This window comes from Nocardia sp. NPDC056000, assembly GCF_042269265.1.
GTDB lineage: Bacteria > Actinomycetota > Actinomycetes > Mycobacteriales > Mycobacteriaceae > Nocardia.
In genome coordinates, this window is sequence record NZ_JBHJXS010000008.1 from 43,321 (window position 1) to 66,565 (window position 23,245).

The following is a 23,245-nucleotide window of genomic DNA, read 5'->3' on the forward strand; positions in this document are numbered from 1 at the left end:
TGTTCGCTGTAAACCCTGGCCCGGGTCTCGACGGTGGGTTGCGCATGGCTCACCTGTGCTGTCGACGGCGTCCCGTACCCTCGCCGGGCGCCGTCGACGACACGAATTCGCGCGTTGATCGATAGTCGATCCGCGCTGTGGTCAGTCCCGTATCCGGGCGATCAGTACTCGTATTCGCGATTCCCGGTCAGATTGGGCAGTCGGCGTCGGCCCGCGGCCAATTCGGTCGCCAGATGTTCGTAGGCCAGGGCGAGTTCGCGCAGTCGCGTCGCCGCCTCGTGCATGGCCTCATCGGCGTACGCGAGTGTCAGGTAGGCCAGCGCCGAGAATTGCGCGAGCCGATCGATCACGGTGCCGACGGTCTCGGTGTGCAGTTGGGCGTCGCGGTCGGCCTTGGGCAGTTCCATCGCCACCCACCGGTCGATATCGAGCACCATGCGGGCTCGTTCGTGGTCGATCAGCCCGGTCGCCCCGGCTTCCGCGGTCAGTCGCTTCTCGTGCAGATCCGCCAATAAGCCCGCGCAGTGCAGCACCGGGTGTCGATCTTCGGGCGGGAGGCCGCGGCAAGCCTGCAGCAGCAGATGTTTCGGCGGGAGCAGAGGCACGGCGGCCATCCTGCTACGCGAATATCTCCGATTGGCAACGACATTCGCGGACGATTGATCAATTCGCGGCGAGTTGCGCCGACACCCACGCGATCACCGTGTCATTCCTGGGCATGTCCTTGTGTGTCACCACGCCCGGGCGCAAATCCTGAACGTATTCGTTTCGGACACCGGGCTCTTCGAGGAATGACGCACCGCCCGCCGGCGTGCTGATGGTGTCGTCGCGCGTGGCGAGCACCGCGTAGCGCACGCCGGGCTGCGCGATCGGACCGTCGTTCAGGGCGCGGGTGAGATCCGAACCCACCTCGAGGTCCGCGCAGGCGGCGCAGATGGCGGGCAGCACGAGTCGATCGGCGGCATCGCGCAGTGCTGGAACCTGATTCGCGAGCTCGGTGACGCCGCCGAGCGTGGTGCCGTGACTGACCGGCGACAGCAGCAACGCCGCGTGCACATTCGCCGCCCGGCCCAGGTTCTTGGCGTAGTACTCGGCAATGGTGCCGCCCTGCGAATGCCCGACGATATCCACTCGGCTCGCACCGGTCGCGGCCAGTACGCCGTCGATATAGGCCGCCACCTCATCGGCCGAACTCCGCACCGCGGCGATACCGCCGAACGGAATCAGCGGCGAATCCTTGCCGTAGCTGGGCGCGAAGACGCAGTATCCGGCATCGGTCAGCTTGGGGCCCAGCACATTCCACGCGGTGGCATCGTCCGCTGTACCGTGCAGCAGCACCACCGGATACGGATGCTCCGCACTCGGACGACAGGTCTGCGCCGCCTCTGCCGGGGCGGCGACCGTACCGATCAAGGTCGCGGAACCCGTCAGCGCTACCGCGATGCCGCCCGCCAGTACGGTCTTCGCGGCGGTGCGTGCGGCCCGGATGATGTGACGCATGGATCCTCGGTTCAGTCGTGCGGGAGCCCGACGGTACGCACGGCGGAAGTGAATTCGCCGTACTCGATATTCTTTGTCCCGCTCCATAATTGCTGAGCCATGATCGGCAGGCGAGTCAGTACCGGGGCGATCATCTGCTGTTCGGTCATGGTGGTCGGATCATCGGCCCAGATGCAGAGTTTCGCGCCGAGCAGCCGGGATTGCTGATCCGGGCGCAGCCGGGTGCCGTTCACGAAAAGGCCCGGATCCCAGGCGTACAGCAGTTCCGGCGGGGAGTTCAGCGGTGCGGCGTAGCCGCCGGTGGCCCAGTAGGTGGGGGTGAAGGCGGCATTGCTCAGGGTGTAGCCGCGGTCGGCGAGTTCTTCGGGGCCGCCGTCGGTTCCGATCCAGGGCAGCAGGCCGTTTCCGGCCGTCCAATGATCGACGATGATCGAATTGTCGACGGGGACACGGCTGTCGCGAGGGATGCCGTCATTCCAGATGCGCGCCGTCTTACCGTACGAACGCACGATGTCATTGGCCCAGTTGAAGGTCTCCGCGACCAGTTCCGGGCCGCCGAGCTGTGGATAGCGACTGTAATCGCTGACGTACTCATCGCCGCCGAGATGGAAATAGCGGCCGGGAAACAGCGGAAGGTATTCGCGCAGTAGATCTTCGATGAGCGGCCGGGCGCGGGGATTCGACAGATCGATGCGCCCGTCGGCGGAACCGCTCAGCACGCTGTCCGTGACGGCGTCCAGGGGACCGGTGGTGGCCGGGTGCAGGATCAAGTCGGGATGCGCTGCGAGGATGGCGTTCATATGTCCGGGGAAGCCGATTTCCGGCACCACCTCGATACCGTATTCGCCCGCGTAGGCGACGATTTCGGCGATATCGGCGCGGCTGTAATGCTCCGGTGAGGTGATCTCGGGATGTGATCGGCTTTCCAGCCGGAAGCCGTAGTGATCCGAGAGATGAAGTTGCAGCAGGTTCATTCGGTAGTACGCCATCTCCCGAATGCGCTGCTTGATCCAGTCGACGGTGAGGAACTTGCGGCCCAGATCCAGCAGCATCCCGCGCTCGCGGTAGTCCGGCCAATCCGTCACGGTTCCGGTGGGCACCGTGACGGATTGGGAAAACCATTGCAGCAGAGTCTGTGTCGCGTGTACCGCGCCCGCTGCGGTCCGCGCGGTGGCGGTGATCGCCGCGCCGATCTCGATGCGAAAGGACTCCGGGCGTTCGGGTCCGGAATCGTCGATGCGCAACACCACATCACCCGGACCGGGCGCGCCATTCCCCTCCGTGATGGTGCGCCCGGCTCGGTTCATATCGGCCGCGAAACGCGTGGCAATCGATGCGGCGGGGCCCGGGGCGACAATCCGCGCCGCGCCGCCGAGCGTGAAACTGCCTGATCCGGCAGCGAACTCGTGCACGCTCGGCACACTGACCGGAAGGGTGGCGATGTCGGCCCGTGCGCCGGGGGCGACGGTGCACAGTGCCACCGCCGCCAGCACCGCGAGCGCACCCGGCTTTCCGGCCACGCTGTGCCGCAACGATTTCACGATCCGCTAACCGGAAGCTCGACCGCAGACGGCGAACCGAAGACGACGGTGCTCCCCATCGGCGTCGAACTCTCGAACGGAATCGGATCCTGGGTGGTGACGGTGAGCGTCAGCCGGTGCCCGGGCGCGAGATTCCAATACGTCGGCGCGAGATCCCATTCCAGCGTGGCGGGCACACCGGGCGTGAGACCGTGCCGGGTGATCGGCCAGTAGCTGATGGTCTTGCCGGTGCCGTCCGGGCTCTCGTCGTAGAGGATGCCGATCATGGTGAGGTCCGGCCCGGGCGGTGCGGCGGTAATGCGCAGGTGCGGTGTACCGGACAGCACGCCGCCACCGGCGAACGGCTCGGTGCGCCATACCCCCGCCGCGTTACGGTCCACGGTGCCGAGCGGAATGGCCGGGGCCAGCCCCAATTGCGCCAGCGAGCCGGTGACATACGGGATCGCGGCGACGGCGGTGGTCGGCGTGGAAATCATTGCCTGACTCCATGATTCGCCGCGATCCGCCCCCATGACCCCGCCGCCGGGCGCGGACAGCGCGAACTCGCGCGCCGCGAACTCCGCCGCACCGACCGACGAGAAGTGCACCAGCGCAGCCGGATCGGGCAGCAGGCTCACCGTATTGGCGGGCTGGATATTGACCGTCGGCTCCCGGTCGATACCGTTGTCGGCCCCGTTGACGTAGTGGTACAGCCAGCGCAGACCCGCGTCCCAGATCGAATTCGGCAGTCCGGCGACACCGCCCGCACCGCCGCCGGTGGAGTGATCACCGGGCACGACGTACAGCATCTTGGGCCCGGTCAGCTGGTCGAACATGGAGTAGATCGGCCCGACCGGCAGCAGGCTGTCCTGCCAGTCGTGCGCCAGGAACACCGCCGTGCCATTGGCATTGAGCTGCGGGATCGCCTTGGCCAGCAGATGCCGATTCGGCAGGGCGGCAAAGGCGTTGGCATTGTGGTTCACGATGGCGTCGAGCCCGTGCGTCACCAGTTCCGGGCTGAATCGATTGGTGGCCGCGCCCGCGACGGTGAGCGCGATCGGCCCGCCGGTCTTGGGCGTGCCATTGGGTGCGAGCGCCTCGGTGACATCACCGGGCGGGGAATCGGCCACGATCGCCTTGATGCGCGGATCATGCGCCGCCGCGATCAAACTCATGCCCGCGCCGTACGATCCGCCCGCGATGGCGATGCGATCCGGATCGATATTCAGGTTCGCGATGGCCCAGTCGATGAGCGCCGACGCGTCCTCGGCGTCCTTCTCACCCAGCAGGTCGACCTCACCGCCGGACAGGTACATACCGCGCGCGGTGTATTCGATGGAGACGAATCCCTCTCCGCTGGAGAGCTTGTACGCCGATCCGATGCTCCCGACCGCGGGCATGCCCCAGCCGGAAGGTTGCAGTACCAGCGGGTTCCTGTGCTCGGCCAGATCCGGCGGTGCGGTGATCACCGCGTTGATCGGCACCCCGTCCGCCCCGGGCAGGAAGAGCGTGGTCGCCTGTCCGCCGGGAATCGGCACGGCGGCGGCGGGTGCGAGGCATACCGCGCTGCCGGTGGCGAGCAGTGCGGCGGCGAGCGCGCCGAGCAGTGGTGTTCGCATGGCCGCCCTCACCGCAGGGTCGCGAGCAGTTGACCGAGGTTGTGCAGCAACGACATCGGTGACATGAGCAGATATCCGAGGATCGTGCCGATCAGATCTGGGGCGGGCAGTTCATGCATGAGAAGTCCTCTGAGACAGCGCCGGATTTATCGGTGCATCCGAGAGTAGGTGCGCATTTCTGCTCTGTCTATAGAGAAATCGATCATTAACAATCATTCAATCTGGACGCGGCAGTACCCGGGGAAGTTCCGGTTTTCACTGGCTCAGACGAGGTCCACCCGGACCCCGGCGGCGCGCAGTTCGGCCACCGATTCCGGATCGGCATCGCTGTCGGTGACCAGCACGTGAATCCGGTCGATGGGACAGATCCGCGCCAGCGCGGTGCGATGCAGTTTGTCCGAGGTCGCCACCGCGATGACATGCTGTGCGCGCCGCACCATTTCGGCGTTCACCCCCGACTCGTCCAGATGGGTGCACTGTGCCCCACCCTCCACCGAGATCGCGTTCACCCCGAGAATCACCGTGTCCAACCGCAATTCGGCCAGCGACCGCTCGGCCAGCGGCCCATGCAGCTCATACGACTCCCGCCGCGCCATCCCGCCCAGGCAGATGGTCCGCAGATACGGCCGCAACACCATCTCCGCCGCGATATTGAGCGCATTGGTGACCAGCGTCAACCGCTCATCGGTAGCCGCCGCCAAATCCGGCCGCGTAGCCAGCGCCCGCGCGACCGCGGTGGTCGTCGTCCCCCCGTTCAACCCCACCACCGCATGCGTATCGATAAGCCCCGCAGCATGTTCCGCGATCCGCTGCTTGGCCTCATCCCCGAGCCGATACCGCGCGGGCAGGTCATAGGCCACCGAGGTGGCCACGATCCCCCCGTGCGTCCGCGTCGCCAACTGCTGCTCGGCCAGCGCCGTGAAGTCCCGCCGCACCGTGGCGGGGGAGACGCCGAGTCGCTCGGACGCCTCCTCCACCGAGAGCCGCCCCGCCTCGGCGAGCAACTCCAGCAGACGGTTCCAGCGCATGGGCCTATCGGCCGCTGCGGTCATTTCACGCTTCCCGCGGTGAGACCGGCGACCAGGCGTTTTTCGATAATTGCGAAGAGGATGACGACCGGCACGATACCGACCGTAGAGATGGCGAAGACGTATTGCCAAGCCGTGTCGTATTGGCCGATGAATTTGGTGAGGGCTACGGAGAGCGGCTGGTTCTCCGGGGTGGTGAGAATGACCAGGCTGGCGGCGAATTCGTTCCAGCAGGCGACCACTGTGAAGATGGTGGCGGTCACGATGCCGGGCCAGACCAGGGGCAGGCTGACCCGGGTGAGGATTTGCAGGCGGGACAGGCCGTCGAGTTGGGCGGCCTCCTCGATCTCGACCGGGACCGAAGCGAAGAAGCTGTGCAGGATCCAGACCGCGAAGGACAGGTTGAAGGCGGAGTTCACCAGGATCATGGCCAGCCAGGTGTCATTGATGCCGAGGGTGAAGAACTCCCGGATCAGGCCGGTCACCAGCACGGTCGGTTGCAGCATCTGGGTGATCAGCACCAGGCCCAGGAAGGCCACGCGGCCCGGAAAGCGGCGGCGCGCGGTGTAATACGCGGCGGGGATCGCCACGAGGAGGACCAGCAGGGTTGCCGCCACCGAGATGACGATGGTGCTGACCATATTGAACGCCAGCGGGGTTTCCGGGGTGTTCCACATGGTGGAGTAGTTGTCCGGATGCCACTGCTGCGGCAGATACGTCGGCGGGATGTGCAGGATCTCGGCGCGCGATTTCAGCGAACCCAGCACCATCACGATGTACGGGATCAGGAAGATCGCCGCGAGTAGGACACCCACCGCGGTGAGCTCCCAGCGCCGCCGCTTGCGTCGCGGTGCGCGGGCGTCCGGCTTGCGCTGTTCGTGCGGCAGCGGCGCTGCGATCGTCATGCGTCCACCTGCTCGGTCGGGCGGATCACCTTCACGTAGATCGCGATGATCACCACGATCAGCACGAAGTTCAGCACGCTCATGGCGGCGGCCGTATCGACCTGCTGGTTCTGCCGAATCAGCTTGAACGTCAAGGTGGTTGTGGTGTCGGCGGAGAAGCCCGCGATGCTGCCCGTCAGGACCTGCAGGATGGGCAGCGAATTGAAGACGTTGATGATGTTGATGATGGCGGCGACCGCGATCGCCGGGCGCAGCTGCGGCAGCGTGATGTGCCGGTAGCGCTGCCAGGAATTCGCGCCGTCCACCCGGCCCGCCTCCTGCACCTCGGCCGGAATCGATTGCAGTCCGGCCAGAATCGTGTACGTGGTGAAGGGCACCGAGACGAATACGCCGACCACGACCGCCACGATGAACGCCTGCGTCGGCTGTTTGGTGAAACCGTAACCGCGATCGAGCAGGCCGATATCGACCAGGAACCGGTTCACGATGCCGACATCCGGATCGAGCAGGTAGTAGAAGATCGTCGTCGTCATCACCACCGACGCCGCCCACGGCACCAGCACCGCCATGCGCACCGCGGTGCGGCCCGGGAAATCCTTGTTCAGGAATTGCGCCAGCGCGGCCGAGAGCAGCAGCGTCAATCCGACCACCGCCACCACCCACACCACCGTGTGCACCAGGATCGGCCCGAGCTCCGGAATCGCGAAAAGCCTGCGGTAGTTGGCGAATCCGGCCGGCCCCTGATCCTGCCCGTACGGGCTCAGCGCCCGGGTGCTGGTCCACAGCATGTACCCGGCCGGGAAGACCACGATCGCCGCGATCAGCACCAGCACCGGGCCGATCCACGGCAGGGCGGCCAGCCCCGCCGTGAATCGTGTTGTCCGCCTGCTCAACTCGCCGCCTGCGTGATCTTCTTCAGCACATCGGCCGGATCCGCGCCCTGCGCGATGGTGCCCATCTGCTGTTTGATCGCGCCCTGCACCGCACCCCATTTGGGATTGTTGCTCGGGTAGAACTTCGCGACCGGGAGGGTGGCGGCGAAGATCTTGGTCACCGGATCGTCGGCCAATGCGGTGACCGCGCTCTTGGTGATCGGAATGAAGTGCTCGCTCTTGACGAAGTTCGAGTACACGTCGGCGGTGTAGAAGTAGTCCAGGAACTTTCGGATGGAGTCCTGCTTCTTGCCGTCCTTCTTGAACGCCATCAGATGATCGGCCACGCCGAGTGTGACGGGTGCGCCGGTCTCGGTGGGCGAGGGCGCGGTGGCGTACTTCAGCGCCGGATTCTTATCGCTGATCATGCCGAGCACCGGGGGCAGGCCCTCGATCATGCCGATCTTGCCCTGGATGAAGGCGTTGATCACGTCCTTGCGGTCGGTCGCGCCCGGATTCGGCTGTGTCACACCGGCATCGGCGATCGCCTTCATGGCCTTCACGCCGGCCAGGTTCTGCGGGGTGTCGATGGTGAGATTGCCGCCGTCGGACCAGTTTCCGCCCGCGCCGAAGGTCCAGATGGAGGTTTCGCCCTGCGCCTCTTCACTTCCCAGCGGCAGCCCGTAACCGGAGACGCCGCCGCCGAGCGCCTGGATCTTCTTGGCGTCGTCGGTGAGTTCGGCCCAGGTCTTGGGCGGGGTGGTGATGCCGGCCTTCTCGAATAGCTCGGAGTTGTAGAACAGCGTGCGGGTGGAGGCGAACAGCGGTAGTGCCCACTGGGTTCCGTCGATGGTCGCGTTCTGTGCGAAGGCGGGCTGGATATCGGCCAGGGTGGCGTCGGAGGTGACCTCCTTGGCCGAGTAGAGCAGTTTGTCCTTGGCGAAGGTGGAGTACGCGTCGATGTTCAGGATGTCCGGGGTGGTGGACTGCGATTGCAGTTTGGTGCGCACCACGTCATTGATGCTGTTCCAGGACTCGATCTGGAGATCGACCTTGATGCCCGGATTCTTGTCGTGGAATCCGCTGATGATGTTGTCCCACAGCGCCTTGGTGCCGTGCGCGCCATCGCTGTAGGAGGGCACGAGCAGTTTGACGGTGTTCGGGTCGTTATCGTCGGAGCTCTTGGAACCGAAGCCGCAGGACGAGGTGGCCAGCACCGCCGCGGTGAGCACGGCTACGCCGGTGAGTGTCCGATGGAGACGTCTTTTCACTTGTCGAACCTTTCGATACACACACCCGGGTCAAACGGGGGATGATGGGTCGACCGGGTGATCGTTGTCGAATCTAACCCAGCCGTGATTGATTGTGACTACTTTGGCTGTAAATTTGACATGAACGATCACTGGGCGCACGCTGGGCTGGTGCTGTCCTCCGCCGAACACACCCCAGCCACCCACCTCTCCACCGAGATCGCCTCGCAGCCGGACAACTGGGTCCACGCGCGGGTCATCGCCGAGCGAAATCGCGCACTGCTGCCCGCATCCGGCGAACGCGTGGCCGCGATCGGTTGCGGCACCTCGCTTTTCATGGCGCGGGCCTACGCCGCGCTGCGCGAGCGCGCCGGACACGGACTCACCGACGCCTGGCCCGCCGGGCAACCGCCGATCGGGCGCGAGTACGACCGCTACGTCATCATCTGCCGCTCCGGCACCACCACCGAGGTGATCGACGCGGTGCGCGCGCTCCCGGCCGGGACACCGCGCGTGATCATCTGCTCGAGCCCGGGCACACCCGTTCTCGCTCTTGGCGATTCGATCCTCATCGACGAGGTGGACGAGCGCTCGGTGGTGCAGACCCGGTTCGCCACCACCACGCTGGCCATCCTGCGCTGGAGTTTGGGGGAAGACCTCACCCCGGTGATCGCGCAGGCTCGCGCGGTATTGGCCGAGGAGCCCGCGAGCGGGCTCGCCGACGTGCGGTACGCCGACCAGATCACCTTCACCGGAATGGGATTCGCGGCCGCGCTCGCGGACGAGGCCGCGCTCAAACTGCGCGAATCCTGCCAGTCCTGGACCGAGTCCTATCTCGCCACCGAATACCGGCACGGGCCGATCAGCATTGCCGCGCCCGGCCGCGCGGTCTGGGCGCTCGGACCGCTGCTGCCCGGCTTCACCGCCGATATCGCCGCCACCGGCGCGCACCTCGAGCATCGGGATATCGATCCGATGGCGGATCTGGTTCGAGTACATCGGCTCTGCGTACTTCGTGCCGCCGATATCGGGCTGGATCCCGATCATCCGCGTAGCCTCACTCGCTCAGTGGTCCTCGATTTCTGAGTCATGATGTGAGCCTGAGCGTGTTCGTCCGATCGGAGCCCGATATGAACCTGCAACCCGTCATCGGACTCGGCCCGCAGGCCCTGGTACTGGGCCTCGACGTCGGCGGCACCACCATCAAGGCCGAGATCAGCGATGCCGCGGGCGCGGTGCTCGCCGCCGGTGATGTCGCCACCCCGCGCGGTCCGGCCGCCTTCGACGCCATGCTGACGCTCGGAGACGCGTTGCTGGACAAGCTCTCCGAATCGGAGCGGGCGCGCGTGGAGCGGGCGGCGGTGCTGTTGCCCGGGGTGGTCGATACAGCCAACTCCATCGCGGTGTTCAGCGCGAACGTGGGATGGCGGGATATCGAAGTCGGCTCGCGCTTCACCGAACGGTGGGCCATGCCGGTGGTGATCGAACACGATGTGGCGGCCGCCGGATGGGCCGAATGGCGCTTCGGGGCTGGCGGTGACCGGGACAGTGTGTGCGTGGTCATCATCGGCACCGGGATCAGCGGAACCCTCTCCGTCGGAGGGCGATTCGTGCGCGGCGGGATCGGGCAGGCCGGGGAGTACGGGCATATCGCGGTGCGGCCGGACGGACTGCCCTGTCCCTGCGGCAATACCGGCTGCGTGGAAACGGTCGCCTCGGCCGCCGCCATAGCGCGCGCCTACACTCGGCGGACGGGTATCGAATGTGACAGCGCGGCAATGGTATTCGAGCGACTTGCGGATGCCGGGGACGATACCGACGTCCGCGATGGCGGTACGCGCGCGTACGACGAGCACGCGCGCGCCGTGGTGGACGATGCCGTCGACGCACTCGCGGACGGCTTGCTCGGTGTCATCCACGCCGCCTGCCCCGAACGCATCGTGCTGGGCGGCGGTCTCGCCGGTGCGGGTGAAGCGCTCGCCCAACCGCTGCGCGATGCGCTCGCCGCGCGACTGCGCGTCGTTCCCGCGCCCGAAGTGGTGTTGGGAGCCTTCGGCGCTCGCGCGGGACTTACCGGCGCGGCGCTCTTCGCCCGGTACGGAGTGCTGGCATGAGGTGCGGGCTGAGCTCACCATCGCACCGAAATCCGCTGGTGCGCGGCCGGTGTGGATCCCGGCCAAGAGCACGCCGGGATGACGAGGGGCGGTCGCGCTGCGACGCCGGGCGATGTGACCGCGGGCGACGTGACGCCGGGCGACTGGAGGACGGGCGGCGTGATGCCGGGCGACTGGACGGCGGTCGAGGTGACGCCGGGCGATGTGACGGCGGGCGGCGTGGTGCCGGGCGATATATGGATGGGGTGGGGGTATGAGCCGGTCTAGTCGGAGCAGGTCGCGGCGGAAGGCTGAAGTCGAGGACGCTGCGGTGAGTGTGCCTAGCTTCGCGGTGGATGCCGGGGTGCATATTCGCGGGCGGGTTTTCGCGCCGAGCCATGTGGTTGAGGATGGGGTGATATCTGTTCTGGGGGAACGGATTATCGCGGTGCGGACGCATGAGCAGTGGGCGGTGACGCATCCGGGGTCGGGGGAGTTGCCGTTCGAGGGGATGCTGTTGCCGGGGTTGGTGGACATTCATGTGCACGGTGGGGCGGGGCATCGGTTCGATACGGTCGATCAGGAGGAGGCCGCCGGGGCGGCGGCGTATCACCGGTCGCGGGGGAGCACCACCGTGCTGGCGGGGATAGTTACGGCCGCGCCCGACGATATGGTCGCGCAGGCGGCGGCGCTGCGGGAGCTGGCGCAGGACGGGGTGATCGGCGGGATCTATGCCGAGGGGCCGTTCCTGTCCGAAACACGTTGTGGTGCACAGGATGCGCGCTATCTCAGTGATCCCGATCCGGTGCTGGCGCGGCGGTTGCTCGAAGCCGCGGGCGGGCATCTGCGCATCATGACCATGGCACCCGAACGGGACGGGTACGCCACCGTGGCGAGTCTGCTCGCCGATCACGGGGTGACCGTCTCGCTCGGGCATACCGACGCCGAGTTCGGAGTCTTCCGGGATGCCGTGCAGCCCAACGGTGTTGCCCGCTCGGTCACGCATCTCGCCAATGGAATGCGGCCACTGCATCATCGATCGGGCGGGCCGGTGGCTGCGGCCGTCGCGGCCGCCGCGCGCGGGCACGCCACCGTGGAACTCATCGGTGACGGGGTGCATGTCGACGCCGGTTTCGGCGCACTGGTTTTCGCCGCCGCCCCGCAGCGGATCGCACTCATCACCGATGCCATGTCCGCGGCCGGAATGCCGGACGGCGCGTACCGGCTCGGTCCGCAGGAGGTTCAGGTCAGCGAGGGTGTGGCGCGCATCGCGAGCGGGTCCATCGCCGGTGGCACGGCGCATCTGCTGCGCTGCGTGGCCTGGGCGGTGTGGGAATGCGGTGCGTCCCTTGATGATTCGGTGCGCGCCGCGACCATGACGCCCGCGACCACCGCCGGGCTCACCGATATCGGGGATCTCAAACCGGGCGGATACGCCGACATCATCGCCGTGGACGAGAAATTGGCATTGCGCCGGGTACTGCATCGCGGGCGGTGGTTGTCATGATCCTTACCGTCACCATGAATCCGGCCTACGACCTGACCTATCGGCTGGCGAAGTTCGAATACGCTGCGGTACAGCGCATTCCGGAGGTCGAACAGCGAGTCGGCGGTAAGGGCCTGAATGTCGCGCGGGTGCTTCGCGCGCTCGGACACGAGGTCGTGGCGATGGGATTCGCCGATGCGGCCTTCGCCCGCGCGGCCGCAGCGGAACTGCCGGTCGACTTCGTCGAAGCGCTCCCGTTCGTGCGGCGCACCGTCGTACTCAGCGAGGCCGACGGCACCACCACCGGCCTGTGGGAACCCGGTGCGGCACTGAATGATCCGGCCGCCCCCGACGACCTGAAAGACCGCATCGCCGCCCGGCTGCCGCAGGCACGCGGCCTGGTCATCTCCGGCTCACTACCCGCCGGTCTCGACCCCGCCTTCCCCGCCACCCTGGCCCGCCTCGCGATCCGCGCCGACGTCCCGGTCATCTGCGACGTCGACGGCGAAGCCCTGCGGCAGGCCGCCAAGGTCGAGGGCGTCGTGCTCATGCCGAACGCGGACGAACTCGCCGCGCTACTGGGCGGGGTCGCGGGCGACCGTGCCGCGCCGGTCGGAGCTGTGCCGGACGATCCAGGGCGGTTGCTGGATGTGGTGCAGCCGCTACAGAAGTCGGGGGCGGCGGTGATCGTCGCGACGCGCGGCCGGGACGGGGTGTTCGCGATGGTGCGCGGTAAGGGCTGGTCCGCCGCGCCACCCGCCGAGATCAGCGGGAATCCGACCGGGGCGGGGGATGCGGCCGCCGCCGCGCTCATCGCGGGGTTGGCGGCGCTGCCCCAACTTCCGCGCCATATTCCGCCGGAGCTGCCGTTTCTGGCGACCGTCCCGCCCGGGTGGCTCGGTGCGCCCGAACTCGATTGGCCCGCACTGGTCGCCGAGGTGGTGGCAACCTCCGCCGCGGCCGTGGCCCGGCCGGTGGCGGGGGAGATCGATCTCGACCTACGCGCCCGCCTCATTCCGGAGATCCGGGTGCGGGAGTGGAACACCTGGCTCTACTAGGAGAATTCATGCTCACCCCGATTCCACGACTGATCGAACTGGCCCGGCCGGGCGGACTCGGCGCGTTCAATGTGATCACCCTCGAACACGCCGAGGCCATCGCCGCCGCCGCGGAAGCCGTGGAAAGGCCCGCGATCCTGCAGATTTCGGAGAACACCGCGCGCTATCACGGGAGTGTGAAACCGCTGGCCCGCGCCTGCCTGCAGATCGCGCAGGACAGTTCGGCGGCGCTCGCGGTGCATCTGGACCATGCCACCGAGATCGACCTGATCAAGGAGGCCGTCGAGGTCGGGATCGGCTCGGTCATGTACGACGGGGCGGCGCTCGACTATGCCGAGAATGTCGCTGTCACAGCGGAGATCGCGCGCTGGTGTCATGAGCGCGAGGTCTACGTCGAGGCCGAACTGGGTGAGGTCGGCGGCAAGAACGGCGCGCACGTCCCGGGCGTGCGCACCGATCCGGACGAGGCGGTGGCCTTCGCCGCCGCGACCGGGGTGGACGCGCTCGCCGTCGCGGTCGGTTCGACGCACGCCATGCAGACCCGCGCCGCGACCCTGGACACCGATCTCATTGCGAGGTTGGCGAAGGCGCTGGATATCCCGTTGGTCTTGCACGGTTCCTCCGGTGTGCCCGATGATGGCCTGCGGTCTGCCGTGCGGCACGGCATGGTGAAGATCAATATCGGCACCCGGCTGAATATCGCGCTCACCGAAGCGGTCCGCACCGCGCTGGCGGCGGCCCCTGCCAGCTCCGATCCGCGAAAGTATCTGGGCCCGGGGCGGATCGGCATACAGCGCGATGTGGAACATCACCTCCGCGTACTCGGCACCAGAATCCTGCGGGCCGTACCGAACTGATCGGCCCGGACTGCCGCCTTTGCGAACCCTTTCACTGCCCATTCGCGAGGTTTGGGTCTTGCGCCCGTTGTGCTGACATGAACTAGTTGTCAGGGTGATCCTCACCGTGACCATGAACCCCGCCTACGACATGACCTATCGGGTCGAGCAGTTCGAACGGGGCCGCGCACACCGGGTGCGCTCGGTGGATCAGCGGCTCGGCGGCCGCGGCATCAATGTCAATCGGGTACTGAATCAGCTGGGCAAATACGCCCGCGCCACCGGATTCTCCGACCACTCCTTCGCCGCCGCGGCCGAATTGGAGATGCCCGTCGACTTCGTGCACGCCCTGCCCTGGGTGCGGCGCACCGTGGTGATCAGCGAATCCGGGGACGGTACCGCCACCGCGCTCTGGGAACCCGGGCCGCGCATCTCCGAACCGCACGCGGTCGATCAACTGCGGGTGCGGGTCGCGGGCATGCTCTCGGATATGAGCGGCATGGTCATCGCCGGATCACTACCCGGCGGTGTCGATCCCGGCCTGCCCGCCGAACTCGCCCGCACCGCCGTGCACGCCGGGGTGCCTACCATCTGCGACCTCGACGGGGCGGCGCTGGAACTCTCCGCGCGGGTACCCGGGATCATCCTGACCCCCAATACCGAAGAGCTGGAACGACTCACCGGCCGCCCCGCCACCACCGTCCCGGAGGTGCTGGCGGCGGTCGACCCGCTCATCGCCGACGGCGCGGGCGCGGTCATCGTGACCCGCGGCGGTGCGGGCATGATCGCGGTCACCGCCAATCGCGCGTGGTCCGCCGCCCTGCCCGAACCCCTCGCGGGCAACCCCACCGGCGCGGGCGACGCCGCGGTGGCGGCCATCATCGCGGGCCTCGCGGGCACCCGCACCCCCAACTGGCCCGCCCTGCTCACCGACGCCGTCGCCACTTCGGCCGCCGCCGTTGTCATTCCGGTCGCGGGGGAGATCGACCGGGTACTGCGCGACCGCTTGATGCCGACCGTTCGAGTCACCGAATTGGAGCCGGTGGCCGCTCGCTCATAGTTAGCGGGTAATCCCCACGGCGGCTGTGCATGACTGTGGACAGGTGGCGCACGGCACTCTCGCGCGGCGGCGTGGTGACCGGATCGGCCCGGCGCGGCGGGGTAAATTCGCTGGGATGCCGGATCTGCGGACCCCGTCCGACCACGGACAGGGAGTGGACGAGACGTACCGGATGCCGCGGGCGGTGCGCGCGGCACAGTTCATCGCGGTGCTCATGGCCCTGGTCGGAATGCTGTGCACGGCGTCCTCCGGCTGGTTGCTGGGAAGTAGTTCCGCCATCCAGACCGCGATTCCATTCATACCGGCGTGGCTGCTCGGGCTGGTGGCGTTGACCTTTCAGTCCGAGGGGCAGTCGGTGCGCATCGGCGCGATTCTGCTGGCCGTGCTCAATATGCTGTGGACGGTGCCGTCGATCACCGACGGGCATCCGCCGGGGCCGCTCGGGCCGATCACCTCGCTCGTGGTGATAGTGCTGCTGTTTCGCCGGGAAGCCCGCGACTGGTTCGAACCGTCCGGCTGGTGAGGGTTCGGTAACCGGATTCGGGCGTCAGTCGTAACAGGCTCGAAATCCAGTCTGCCGATTCGCAATCTCGGTGCAATTCCCTGCTCCTATCGTGACCCTATGAGCTCGGGCGGAACAGGCATACACATCAGCGGTTTGAGCAAGACCTTCCGCTCCGGGCGGCGCAGCGTCGCCGCACTGGATTCGGTCGACCTGCATACCGACGAGGGCGCGTTCCTGTCGTTGCTCGGCCCGTCCGGCTGCGGGAAATCCACCATCCTGCGCATTCTCGCCGGACTCGACACCCCGAGCGCGGGCACCGCCCGCATCAATGGTGAGACACCCGCCGAACTGCGGCGCAGACATGAATTCGGCATCGCCTTCCAGGATTCGGCGCTCCTGCCCTGGCGCACCGTGGAATCCAATATCAAACTGCCGCTGCAGGTCGCCGGACTGCCCGCCGATCCCGGCCTGATCGCGGACCTGATCGCCCTGGTCGGACTCGAGGGCTTCGAGAAGGCCAAACCCGCGCAGCTCTCCGGCGGTATGCGGCAACGGGTTTCGATCGCCCGCGCGCTGGTGGTGAAACCCAAGATCCTGCTGCTGGACGAACCCTTCGGCGCACTCGACGATATGACCCGGCAGCGGCTCAACCTGGAACTGCTGCGCATCTGGACCGAAAAGCCCGCCACCACACTGATGGTCACGCACGGCATCGCCGAAGCCGTCTTCCTCTCCGATGTGGTCGCGGTGATGAGCCCGCGCCCGGGCCGCGTGGTCGAGGTGGTCGATATCGATCTGCCGCGCCCGCGCACCCCGGAAATGATGCGCACCACCGAATTCCACAAACTCTGCGACTATCTCTCCGAACTGCTGTTCGGGCGCACCGGACAGGGCGGGGTGGTGACCGAATGACAAGTACGGCAACCGAATCGGTGCGAGATGAGCCGCGCGGTGCGCTGAGCGTGCTGCGCGGGCAACTGCGCATCTCCACGCTCGGCGGCCTCGCGGGCATCGTGATCCTGGTGGGAGTGTGGGCGGTGCTCGCCGCACTGCACGTGGCCAACGGCACCGTGCCCGGGCCGTGGCAGGTGCTGCACACCATGTACACCGACGGCTGGTCGCTGTACGGGCCGAATTTCAAGGTGACCGCCTGGGGCGCGCTCCAAGGTTTCGTCTGGGGGAACACCCTCGCTATCGTGCTGGCGCTGCTGGTGGTGCTGATCCCGCCGATCGAAATGCTCGTCACCCAGCTGGCCATCCTGAGCTACTGCACCCCGCTGCTCGCGCTCGGGCCGATCATCCTGGTGGTCTTCGGCGGGCGCACGCCGACCGTCTTCCTGGCCGCCATGTACTGCTTCTTCCCGACCATGGTCGGCGCGGTCTCCGGTCTGCGCTCGGCCGACGGCACCAGCCTGGACCTGGTGCGCGCCTACGGCGGCGGCCGCTGGCAGCGCATGCGGCGCGTGCAATTGGTGTCGGCGCTGCCGAATACCTTGGCGGCGTTGAAGATCGCCGCACCCTCGGCGGTGCTCGGCGCGATCATCGGCGAATATCTGGGCGGGGTGGACAGCGGTATCGGCGTCGCGCTGACCGCCGCGCAGACCGCGTATAACGTGCCGCGCACCTGGGGCATGGCCCTGGCCGCCGCCGCACTCGCCGGGCTCGGATACGCGGTGGTCGCCCTGATCGCCCGCGCCGCCCTGCCCTGGACCCGAGCAGAGGTGCGATGAAAGCCCTGAACATCCTGCGGCCCATTGCCGGATTCCTACTGCCGCTGGTGGTTTCGCTGATTCTGCTGGTCGTGCTCTGGTACGGCTTCCTACAGCTCTATCCACAGGTCGGGCTGGTCGGCAAGAGTCCGGGCGATGTGTGGAAGTACCTGGTCACCGGCCCCACCTCCGGGACCGCCCGGCACGCCATCTTCGCGGAGCTGCGAATCACGCTGCGCGACGCGGGAATCGGCTTCATCGCCGGGCTCGGCGGTGCGCTCGCGGTGGCGGCGCTGTTCGTCGGCGTTCCGGCGGTATCGCAGGCGTTCCTGCCGGTGGCCATGCTGCTGCGATCGGTGCCGCTGGTCGCACTGACCCCGATCATCGTGCTGGTATTCGGGCGCGGGCTGCTCGGCGTCACCGTCATGGCGGCCATCGTGGTGTTCTTCCCGGCGCTCGTCATGATCATGACGGCGTTGCGCGGAGCGCCGAAGCAGGCGATGGAACTCGTTGCCGCGTACGGCGGTTCGCGCTGGACCGCCATGCGCATGGTGTCCGTGCCCGCGGCGCTGCCCTCGGTGTTCGCGGCCGCCCGGGTCTCGGTTCCGGGTGCGCTCATCGGCGCGCTGCTCGGCGAATGGCTGGGCAGCGGAACGGGATTGGGCGCGGGGCTGATCCGCGCCATCCCGACGTTCCAGTACAACCGGCTGTGGGCGTCCATCGCGCTGGTCACCGTGGTCTCGGTGTTCGCGTACGCGGTGGTCGGCGTGCTGGAGAAACTCGTGCTGGCGCGGTTCGCTCCGCAACAGGGCCGTGATTAGTCACAGCGCGAGCATCAGCAGACCCGCGGCGGCGATCTCCACACCGCAGTAGAACCAGTTGGGATAGAAGCCGGTGGCATCGCCCAGCAACCGGGAGGTGATGCGCCCCAACGCCATTCCGCCCAGCGCCGCCGCCACCGCGACGACCGCGCCCGGGCGGATATCGCCCACGTCGGCGGCGGCCGCGCCCAGCAGCGCCGCGATGGCCAGCCCGAACCCGCCGTAGACGGCCCGGATCTCCGAACGCGCCACCGGCGACTCGATGCGAATATCGAACGGCTGCGCCAGCGCCGCGGGCACGGCCAGCGCGTACAGGCCCATCAGCAGGAAGAACGCCGCGACGACGAGGATCAGAACGGTGCCCATGGGACCTCCCGGAAACGATGCGCCGCCCGCTGCGGTCACCATGCGATGATCGGCGCTGTGCCCGCCGACCCGCTTCCGGAAACGTGCTACCCGGCCACGGTGTGGCTCGGGCCGGGGTATGCGGTCTACCTCGGGCCGTCGCTGCGCCTGGATCCGCACTCCGGTTCGGTGCACTGCCTCGTCATCGGTGTCGACGCGCCGTTCACGCTGCGCATCGGCGATGACGAACAGGTGCTGCGCAGTGCGCTGATCCCGCCGCGCACCACCCATCAGGTGATCGCGGGCGGTGAGCGCATGCTGTTCCACTACATCGATCCGGTCGCGATGGACGCGCGAATCACGGCCGCGCTGAAGACGGTTCGCGCCGATATCGCGATGAACCCGGCCGCCGCCGAACTGGCCGCCGACGCCAATCTCTCGGTCTCGCGATTCCTGCACCTGTTCTCCGCCGAGACCGGCACCAGCTTCCGCCGCTACCGGAACTGGGCGCGCATGGCGCAGGTCATGCGCGCGGTGGCGGGCGGAGCCGATTTCACCACCGCGGCCGTCGACGCCGGATTCGCCTCACCGAGCCATTTCAGCGATACCTTCCACGCCATGTTCGGGCTGACCGCCGGTGCGCTGCTGCCGAACACGCGATTGGTGGTGTGTGGTGACGAACCCTGAGTCGCCCATCGCGCGTTAGTTAACCTGGCGCACACAAATACGTCGGCGAAAGCAAAATAATCGAAACTGAATGGCCCTAGGTTCGGTACATGAGTCGTTTGCGTCAGCCGGGTTCGGTTTCTCCCTTGTCCATGGATCGGCGATCCTTCCTTCGCGCCGCCGGGCTCACCGGCGCACTGGTCGCCGGCGGTGGCCTGCTCGCCGCGTGCGGAAAGGACTCGTCGAGCTCGGGTAACGGCAGCACCGCCGACGGATCCAAGTACGGGACCGTCGCGGTGCAGCTGTCCTGGCTGAAGAACATCGAATTCGCGGGTGAGTACTTCGCGGATTCGAAGGGGTATTTCAAGGACGCCGGATTCGGCTCGGTGAATCTGGTCGCCGGTGGCGCGGCCAGCACCTCGGTGGAGGCGGGCCTGGGCACCGGGAAGATCTGGATCGGCATGTCCGCGCCGCAGACCACCGCGCCTGCCGTCTTGGAGGGCTTGAACGCCAAGATCGTCGGCGCGACCTATCAGAAGAATCCGTTCTGCATCGTGAGCTCGGCCGCCAAACCCATCAACTCACCCCAGGATATGAAGGGCCGCAAAATCGGTGTGCAGGACACCAATCAGCTGATTTTCAACGCCCTGCTCACCGCCAACGGCATGACGCCCAACGATGTCACCATCGTGCCCGCGCAATTCGATCCGAGCCCGCTCGCCAACGGTGAGGTGGACGGCTGGGTCAGCTACGTCACCAATGAGCCGATCACCCTGAGCGCCAAGGGATTCGCGAACTCCAACTTCATGTTCGCCGATTACGGACTGCCGCTCACCGCGGAAACGCTCACCGTCAGCCAGCACACCATCGACAATGAGCGCGAGAAATTGAAGGCGTGGCTGGTCGCCGACATCAAGGGCTGGCGGGACGCGGTGGCCAATCCGGCCGAATCCGCGCGACTGGCCGTCGAGGTGTACGGCAAGGATCAGCGCCTGGATCTGGAAGAGCAGAAGAAAGAGGCGATCGCGCAGAATGCGCTGGTGGTGTCACCGGAAACCCAGTTCGACGGACTGTTCACCATGAGCGACGCGTTGATCGCGCACAACATCACCGCGCTGGGCAAGGCCAAGATCGATATCACGGCCGACAAGCTGTTCGATATGTCGATTCTGAAAGAGGTCTACGCGGAACATCCGGAACTCAAGCAGGGCTGAGGATTTCGGATCCCGGGAGTTACGACACCAGCGTGTGCCGCTGCGGCGGGCCGCCCAGGCTCGACAGCGGCTCCGCGCTGGTGCTGTTCCGGGTCGCCAGCAGTTCGGCGGTGATCGAGACCGCGGTCTCGGCGGGGGTGCGCGCACCCAGATCCAGCCCCGCCGGGGCATGCAGTCGGGACAGCGTCTCGTCGTCGAAACCGCCCGCCTGCAGGGCCTCCATCCGATGCGCGTTCGCGGCCCGGGAACCCAGCGCTGCCAGGAACCCGAGCTCGGGTAGTCGCAAAGCGATCGTCAGCAGCGGTATCTCGAACTTCGCGTCATGCGAGAGCACCACAACCGCTGTGCTGGAATTGATCTCACCCGCCGCGGCGAGCGTATTGAGATAGCGGTGCGGCCAATCCACCACCACCTCGCAGCCGGGATAGGCATCGGCATTGGCGAAGGTGGGCCGGGCATCGCACACCGTCACCCGATAACCGAGCAGCCGGGCCTGAATCGCCAGCGCACCGGCAATCGCATTGGCCCCCACGATGATCAGGCGCGGCGGCCGGGTGAACGAGGAGACGAACACATCCGAATCCGGCAGTGACACCAGCTCGGTGCCGTGCTTGCGATCGGTGATCAGATGCTGCCCGATCACATCCGGATCCGAATGCCACACCACCGTGAAAACGGTGACCTGCCGCTGCGCCGCGATATCCGCCGCCACATCCGGGAATTCCGGAAAATGCCTGCGCGAGAACGGTTCCGTGAAGACATCCAGGGTGCCGCCGCAATCCATACCGGCATCGAGGCCACTGCCCGGGGCGAAACGATGCAGACCGCGGCGACCGGTGCGCGCCGCCTCCACCGCCGCCTCGTACGCGGCCGCCTCGGCGCAACCCGCCGATACCGACCCGAAGGCCCGGCCCTCCGCGTCGACCACCATGGCCGCGCCGATCGGAAGCGGAGTGGAACCCATCGTGCGCACCAGCGTGGCGAGCCCGCCCGTCCGGCCGCTGTGCCACACCCGTAGCAGGTCGTCGACGATATCGCGCATCACTAGCTCCCGATCACCGTGTGCCGCACGGGTAGTCCCGGTCGATCCCCGTCGCTAGGTCATCACACGTGACGCACACCATATCCGCTCTTCCTCGCAAATAAGTCCCCGCCCCATAATTTCCTGTGGCATTCACCATCACGTCGGCCCAATGCGCGCGGCCCAATACCACCGGATGTCCCGGAGTCTTCCCGAAAAAGGCGCGCGCCAAACCGCTCTCGGCGGTGCGCGCCGCCTCGATCACCCGGCGCACCACATCCGGGCCGACATCGGGCGTATCCACCGGCATGATCGCGACGTGACTCGGCGGGCCGGAAATCATGTCCGGAACGCTAATGCTCCCGGTGCGGGAATTATCGTTCGCAGTATTCCCCGCAGAGGTAATACCGTCGGCAGCAGTCCGCGCCGCAATGAATTCGCCGGGTGTGATTTCGCCCGGTGGAAAGGCGATTCCCGAAGGCGATGCGGGCGCGGTCACGAGACTCGGCGCGGCCGATACAGCCGCCAGACCCGCCTTCATCGAGGCGCTCACCCCGGTCGCCCAATCCGACGCCCACACCGGATACGCGCCCGCGGGCACCGGGATGCGGGGCGTTTGCGAGACGAGCCGGCCTGGGCCGGAACCGGATTCGCCATCGCGCTGCGCCGGGCCGGTCGCACCCAGCACCACGAAGACTCGCGCACACCCGCCCGCCCGCAGTGCGTGCACCGCCGTGCGCAACCACGCGCCATCCTCGGCCAGCGCTTTCGGCATGCCGTAGCGGGTGCCTGCGCCCGCCGCCAGCACGATGCCGTCACAGCGTTCGGGGGTCATGCTGGGCAGGGTAACCCCGGGCGATGATCTTCGCCCCTCGAGTGGCGGGCGCGGTTGCCATCACCGATGCTGGAGGCGATGACGGACAACCCGATCGGCCTCGACGAATTCACCGCGCTACCCGAGGCGGCGGCGGTGGAATTACTGCTGACCTGCTGCTCCTCACCCGCCTGGGCGCGCGCCGTCGCCGCGCGGCGGCCCTTCGCCGGAATCGACGAACTGCTGCGCGCCGCCGATGCGGAACTCCGTGAGATCTCCCAAAGTGAAATGGAACGTGCCCTGTCCGGGCACCCGCGCATCGGCGATCGCCCGGACAGCGCCGCCTCCGCGCGCGAACAAGCCGGAATGGCCGACGCCGACACCGCCGTGCGCGCCGCGATCGCCGCCGGGAACCGCGACTACGAGGCAAAATTCGGGCAGGTGTACCTGGTGTGCGCCACCGGGCGGACGCCTGCCGAACTGCTGGCCACGCTCACCGCTCGGCTCGGAAACGACCCGGATACCGAAAGGCGCATCGTGCGAGAGGAATTGGTGAAGATCAATCGAATCCGGCTGCGGCGGTTGCTCGATGCGGGAGATGACGCATGAGCACACTGAGCACCCACGTCCTGGACGCGGTCCTCGGCACACCCGCCGCCGACGTCACCGTGACGCTGTTCGCCTGGGACGGAACCGAATTGGCCACCGGCCGCACCGACGCCGACGGGCGCGTCGGCGCACTCGCCGAACTGCCGATCGGCGACTATCGGCTGCGCTTCGACACCGGTGGCTATTTCACCGCGCAGGGCATCGACGCGTTCTACCCTGAGGTGATCATCGCCTTCACCGTCACCGGGGACCGGCACTACCACGTGCCACTGCTGCTCTCACCCTTCGCGTACTCCACCTATCGAGGGAGCTGA

26 protein-coding genes are annotated in these 23,245 nt (G+C 67.2%); 15 read left to right on the forward strand and 11 right to left on the reverse strand.

Features of this window, described 5'->3' with window-relative positions; translation table 11 throughout:
- Positions 1-161: 161 nt before the first annotated feature.
- The 8 genes from ACFC4D_RS23495 to ACFC4D_RS23530 all read right to left on the reverse strand — a co-directional run bounded on the left by ACFC4D_RS23495 (position 162) and on the right by ACFC4D_RS23530 (position 8,715).
- Entirely contained in the window at positions 162-614 is a 453-nt protein-coding gene (locus tag ACFC4D_RS23495) for a DUF4254 domain-containing protein (RefSeq protein ID WP_364649402.1), read from the reverse strand.
- 49 nt (positions 615-663) lie between these two features.
- A complete protein-coding gene (locus ACFC4D_RS23500; protein ID WP_376066596.1) occupies positions 664-1,500 on the reverse strand; it encodes an esterase/lipase family protein in 837 nt (278 codons plus the stop codon).
- Between the two features lie 11 nt (positions 1,501-1,511).
- Positions 1,512-3,041, reverse strand: a complete 1,530-nt coding sequence (locus ACFC4D_RS23505; RefSeq protein WP_376066599.1) for a glycoside hydrolase family 20 protein — start codon at positions 3,039-3,041, stop codon at positions 1,512-1,514.
- Entirely contained in the window at positions 3,038-4,639 is a 1,602-nt protein-coding gene (locus ACFC4D_RS23510) for a CocE/NonD family hydrolase (protein WP_376066602.1), read from the reverse strand. Before ACFC4D_RS23510 ends, ACFC4D_RS23505 begins: the two co-directional genes overlap by 4 nt.
- A 263-nt stretch (positions 4,640-4,902) precedes the next feature.
- Entirely contained in the window at positions 4,903-5,691 is a 789-nt protein-coding gene (locus tag ACFC4D_RS23515) for a DeoR/GlpR family DNA-binding transcription regulator (RefSeq protein WP_376066604.1), read from the reverse strand.
- The gene (locus tag ACFC4D_RS23520; RefSeq protein WP_376066606.1) at positions 5,688-6,572 is read right to left on the reverse strand and encodes a carbohydrate ABC transporter permease; all 885 of its coding nucleotides are present in this window, start codon (positions 6,570-6,572) and stop codon (positions 5,688-5,690) included. Before ACFC4D_RS23520 ends, ACFC4D_RS23515 begins: the two co-directional genes overlap by 4 nt.
- A complete protein-coding gene (locus ACFC4D_RS23525) occupies positions 6,569-7,465 on the reverse strand; it encodes a carbohydrate ABC transporter permease (RefSeq protein WP_375964083.1) in 897 nt (298 codons plus the stop codon). Before ACFC4D_RS23525 ends, ACFC4D_RS23520 begins: the two co-directional genes overlap by 4 nt.
- A complete protein-coding gene (locus ACFC4D_RS23530) occupies positions 7,462-8,715 on the reverse strand; it encodes an extracellular solute-binding protein (protein WP_376066609.1) in 1,254 nt (417 codons plus the stop codon). Before ACFC4D_RS23530 ends, ACFC4D_RS23525 begins: the two co-directional genes overlap by 4 nt.
- 120 nt (positions 8,716-8,835) lie before the next feature.
- On the opposite strand from ACFC4D_RS23530, the gene ACFC4D_RS23535 reads away from it, so the two are divergent.
- The 11 genes from ACFC4D_RS23535 (at position 8,836) to ACFC4D_RS23585 (ending at position 18,262) form a co-directional block, all read left to right on the forward strand.
- Positions 8,836-9,780, forward strand: a complete 945-nt coding sequence (locus ACFC4D_RS23535; RefSeq protein WP_376066610.1) for an SIS domain-containing protein — start codon at positions 8,836-8,838, stop codon at positions 9,778-9,780.
- Positions 9,781-9,824: 44 nt separating this feature from the next.
- Positions 9,825-10,808, forward strand: coding sequence for an ROK family protein (locus ACFC4D_RS23540; protein WP_376066612.1), 984 nt, complete (start codon positions 9,825-9,827; stop codon positions 10,806-10,808).
- Positions 10,809-10,886: 78 nt separating this feature from the next.
- Positions 10,887-11,075: a hypothetical protein gene (locus tag ACFC4D_RS23545; RefSeq protein ID WP_376066614.1), complete on the forward strand. Its 189-nt coding sequence runs from the start codon at positions 10,887-10,889 to the stop codon at positions 11,073-11,075.
- A 43-nt stretch (positions 11,076-11,118) separates the two neighbouring features.
- Positions 11,119-12,294, forward strand: coding sequence for an N-acetylglucosamine-6-phosphate deacetylase (locus tag ACFC4D_RS23550; RefSeq protein WP_376066616.1), 1,176 nt, complete (start codon positions 11,119-11,121; stop codon positions 12,292-12,294).
- Entirely contained in the window at positions 12,291-13,331 is a 1,041-nt protein-coding gene (locus tag ACFC4D_RS23555) for a PfkB family carbohydrate kinase (protein WP_376066619.1), read from the forward strand. The genes ACFC4D_RS23550 and ACFC4D_RS23555 overlap by 4 nt, the downstream gene beginning before the upstream one ends.
- A gap of 8 nt (positions 13,332-13,339) precedes the next feature.
- Positions 13,340-14,188, forward strand: coding sequence for a class II fructose-bisphosphate aldolase (locus tag ACFC4D_RS23560; RefSeq protein ID WP_364649375.1), 849 nt, complete (start codon positions 13,340-13,342; stop codon positions 14,186-14,188).
- A 106-nt stretch (positions 14,189-14,294) separates the two neighbouring features.
- Positions 14,295-15,227, forward strand: a complete 933-nt coding sequence (locus tag ACFC4D_RS23565) for a hexose kinase (protein ID WP_375964097.1) — start codon at positions 14,295-14,297, stop codon at positions 15,225-15,227.
- Between the two features lie 115 nt (positions 15,228-15,342).
- A complete protein-coding gene (locus ACFC4D_RS23570; protein WP_376066622.1) occupies positions 15,343-15,750 on the forward strand; it encodes a hypothetical protein in 408 nt (135 codons plus the stop codon).
- A 99-nt stretch (positions 15,751-15,849) separates the two neighbouring features.
- Entirely contained in the window at positions 15,850-16,644 is a 795-nt protein-coding gene (locus ACFC4D_RS23575; RefSeq protein WP_375964101.1) for an ABC transporter ATP-binding protein, read from the forward strand.
- Entirely contained in the window at positions 16,641-17,462 is an 822-nt protein-coding gene (locus ACFC4D_RS23580) for an ABC transporter permease (protein WP_376066624.1), read from the forward strand. The genes ACFC4D_RS23575 and ACFC4D_RS23580 overlap by 4 nt, the downstream gene beginning before the upstream one ends.
- The gene (locus ACFC4D_RS23585; RefSeq protein WP_375964105.1) at positions 17,459-18,262 is read left to right on the forward strand and encodes an ABC transporter permease; all 804 of its coding nucleotides are present in this window, start codon (positions 17,459-17,461) and stop codon (positions 18,260-18,262) included. The genes ACFC4D_RS23580 and ACFC4D_RS23585 overlap by 4 nt, the downstream gene beginning before the upstream one ends.
- Here the strand turns inward: ACFC4D_RS23585 and ACFC4D_RS23590 are convergent, their stop codons facing one another.
- Positions 18,263-18,628, reverse strand: coding sequence for a DUF4345 family protein (locus ACFC4D_RS23590; RefSeq protein WP_376066627.1), 366 nt, complete (start codon positions 18,626-18,628; stop codon positions 18,263-18,265).
- Positions 18,629-18,685: 57 nt separating this feature from the next.
- On the opposite strand from ACFC4D_RS23590, the gene ACFC4D_RS23595 reads away from it, so the two are divergent.
- The gene (locus ACFC4D_RS23595) at positions 18,686-19,294 is read left to right on the forward strand and encodes a helix-turn-helix domain-containing protein (RefSeq protein ID WP_376066628.1); all 609 of its coding nucleotides are present in this window, start codon (positions 18,686-18,688) and stop codon (positions 19,292-19,294) included.
- Positions 19,295-19,383: 89 nt separating this feature from the next.
- A complete protein-coding gene (locus ACFC4D_RS23600) occupies positions 19,384-20,487 on the forward strand; it encodes an ABC transporter substrate-binding protein (RefSeq protein WP_376066629.1) in 1,104 nt (367 codons plus the stop codon).
- Between the two features lie 19 nt (positions 20,488-20,506).
- Here the strand turns inward: ACFC4D_RS23600 and ACFC4D_RS23605 are convergent, their stop codons facing one another.
- Both ACFC4D_RS23605 and ACFC4D_RS23610 read right to left on the reverse strand, forming a co-directional pair.
- Positions 20,507-21,529 carry an XdhC family protein gene (locus ACFC4D_RS23605; protein WP_375964114.1) on the reverse strand — a complete coding sequence of 341 codons (1,023 nt, stop codon included), beginning with the start codon at positions 21,527-21,529 and terminating at the stop codon, positions 20,507-20,509.
- Positions 21,530-21,542: 13 nt separating this feature from the next.
- Positions 21,543-22,343 carry an NTP transferase domain-containing protein gene (locus tag ACFC4D_RS23610; RefSeq protein WP_376066630.1) on the reverse strand — a complete coding sequence of 267 codons (801 nt, stop codon included), beginning with the start codon at positions 22,341-22,343 and terminating at the stop codon, positions 21,543-21,545.
- A gap of 78 nt (positions 22,344-22,421) precedes the next feature.
- Here ACFC4D_RS23610 and uraD point away from each other — a divergent pair, with 78 nt between their 5' ends.
- Both uraD and uraH read left to right on the forward strand, forming a co-directional pair.
- Complete coding sequence (uraD, locus tag ACFC4D_RS23615) at positions 22,422-22,931, forward strand: 2-oxo-4-hydroxy-4-carboxy-5-ureidoimidazoline decarboxylase (protein WP_376066632.1); 510 nt, start codon at positions 22,422-22,424, stop codon at positions 22,929-22,931.
- Positions 22,928-23,245, forward strand: coding sequence for a hydroxyisourate hydrolase (gene uraH, locus ACFC4D_RS23620; protein ID WP_375964118.1), 318 nt, complete (start codon positions 22,928-22,930; stop codon positions 23,243-23,245). The genes uraD and uraH overlap by 4 nt, the downstream gene beginning before the upstream one ends.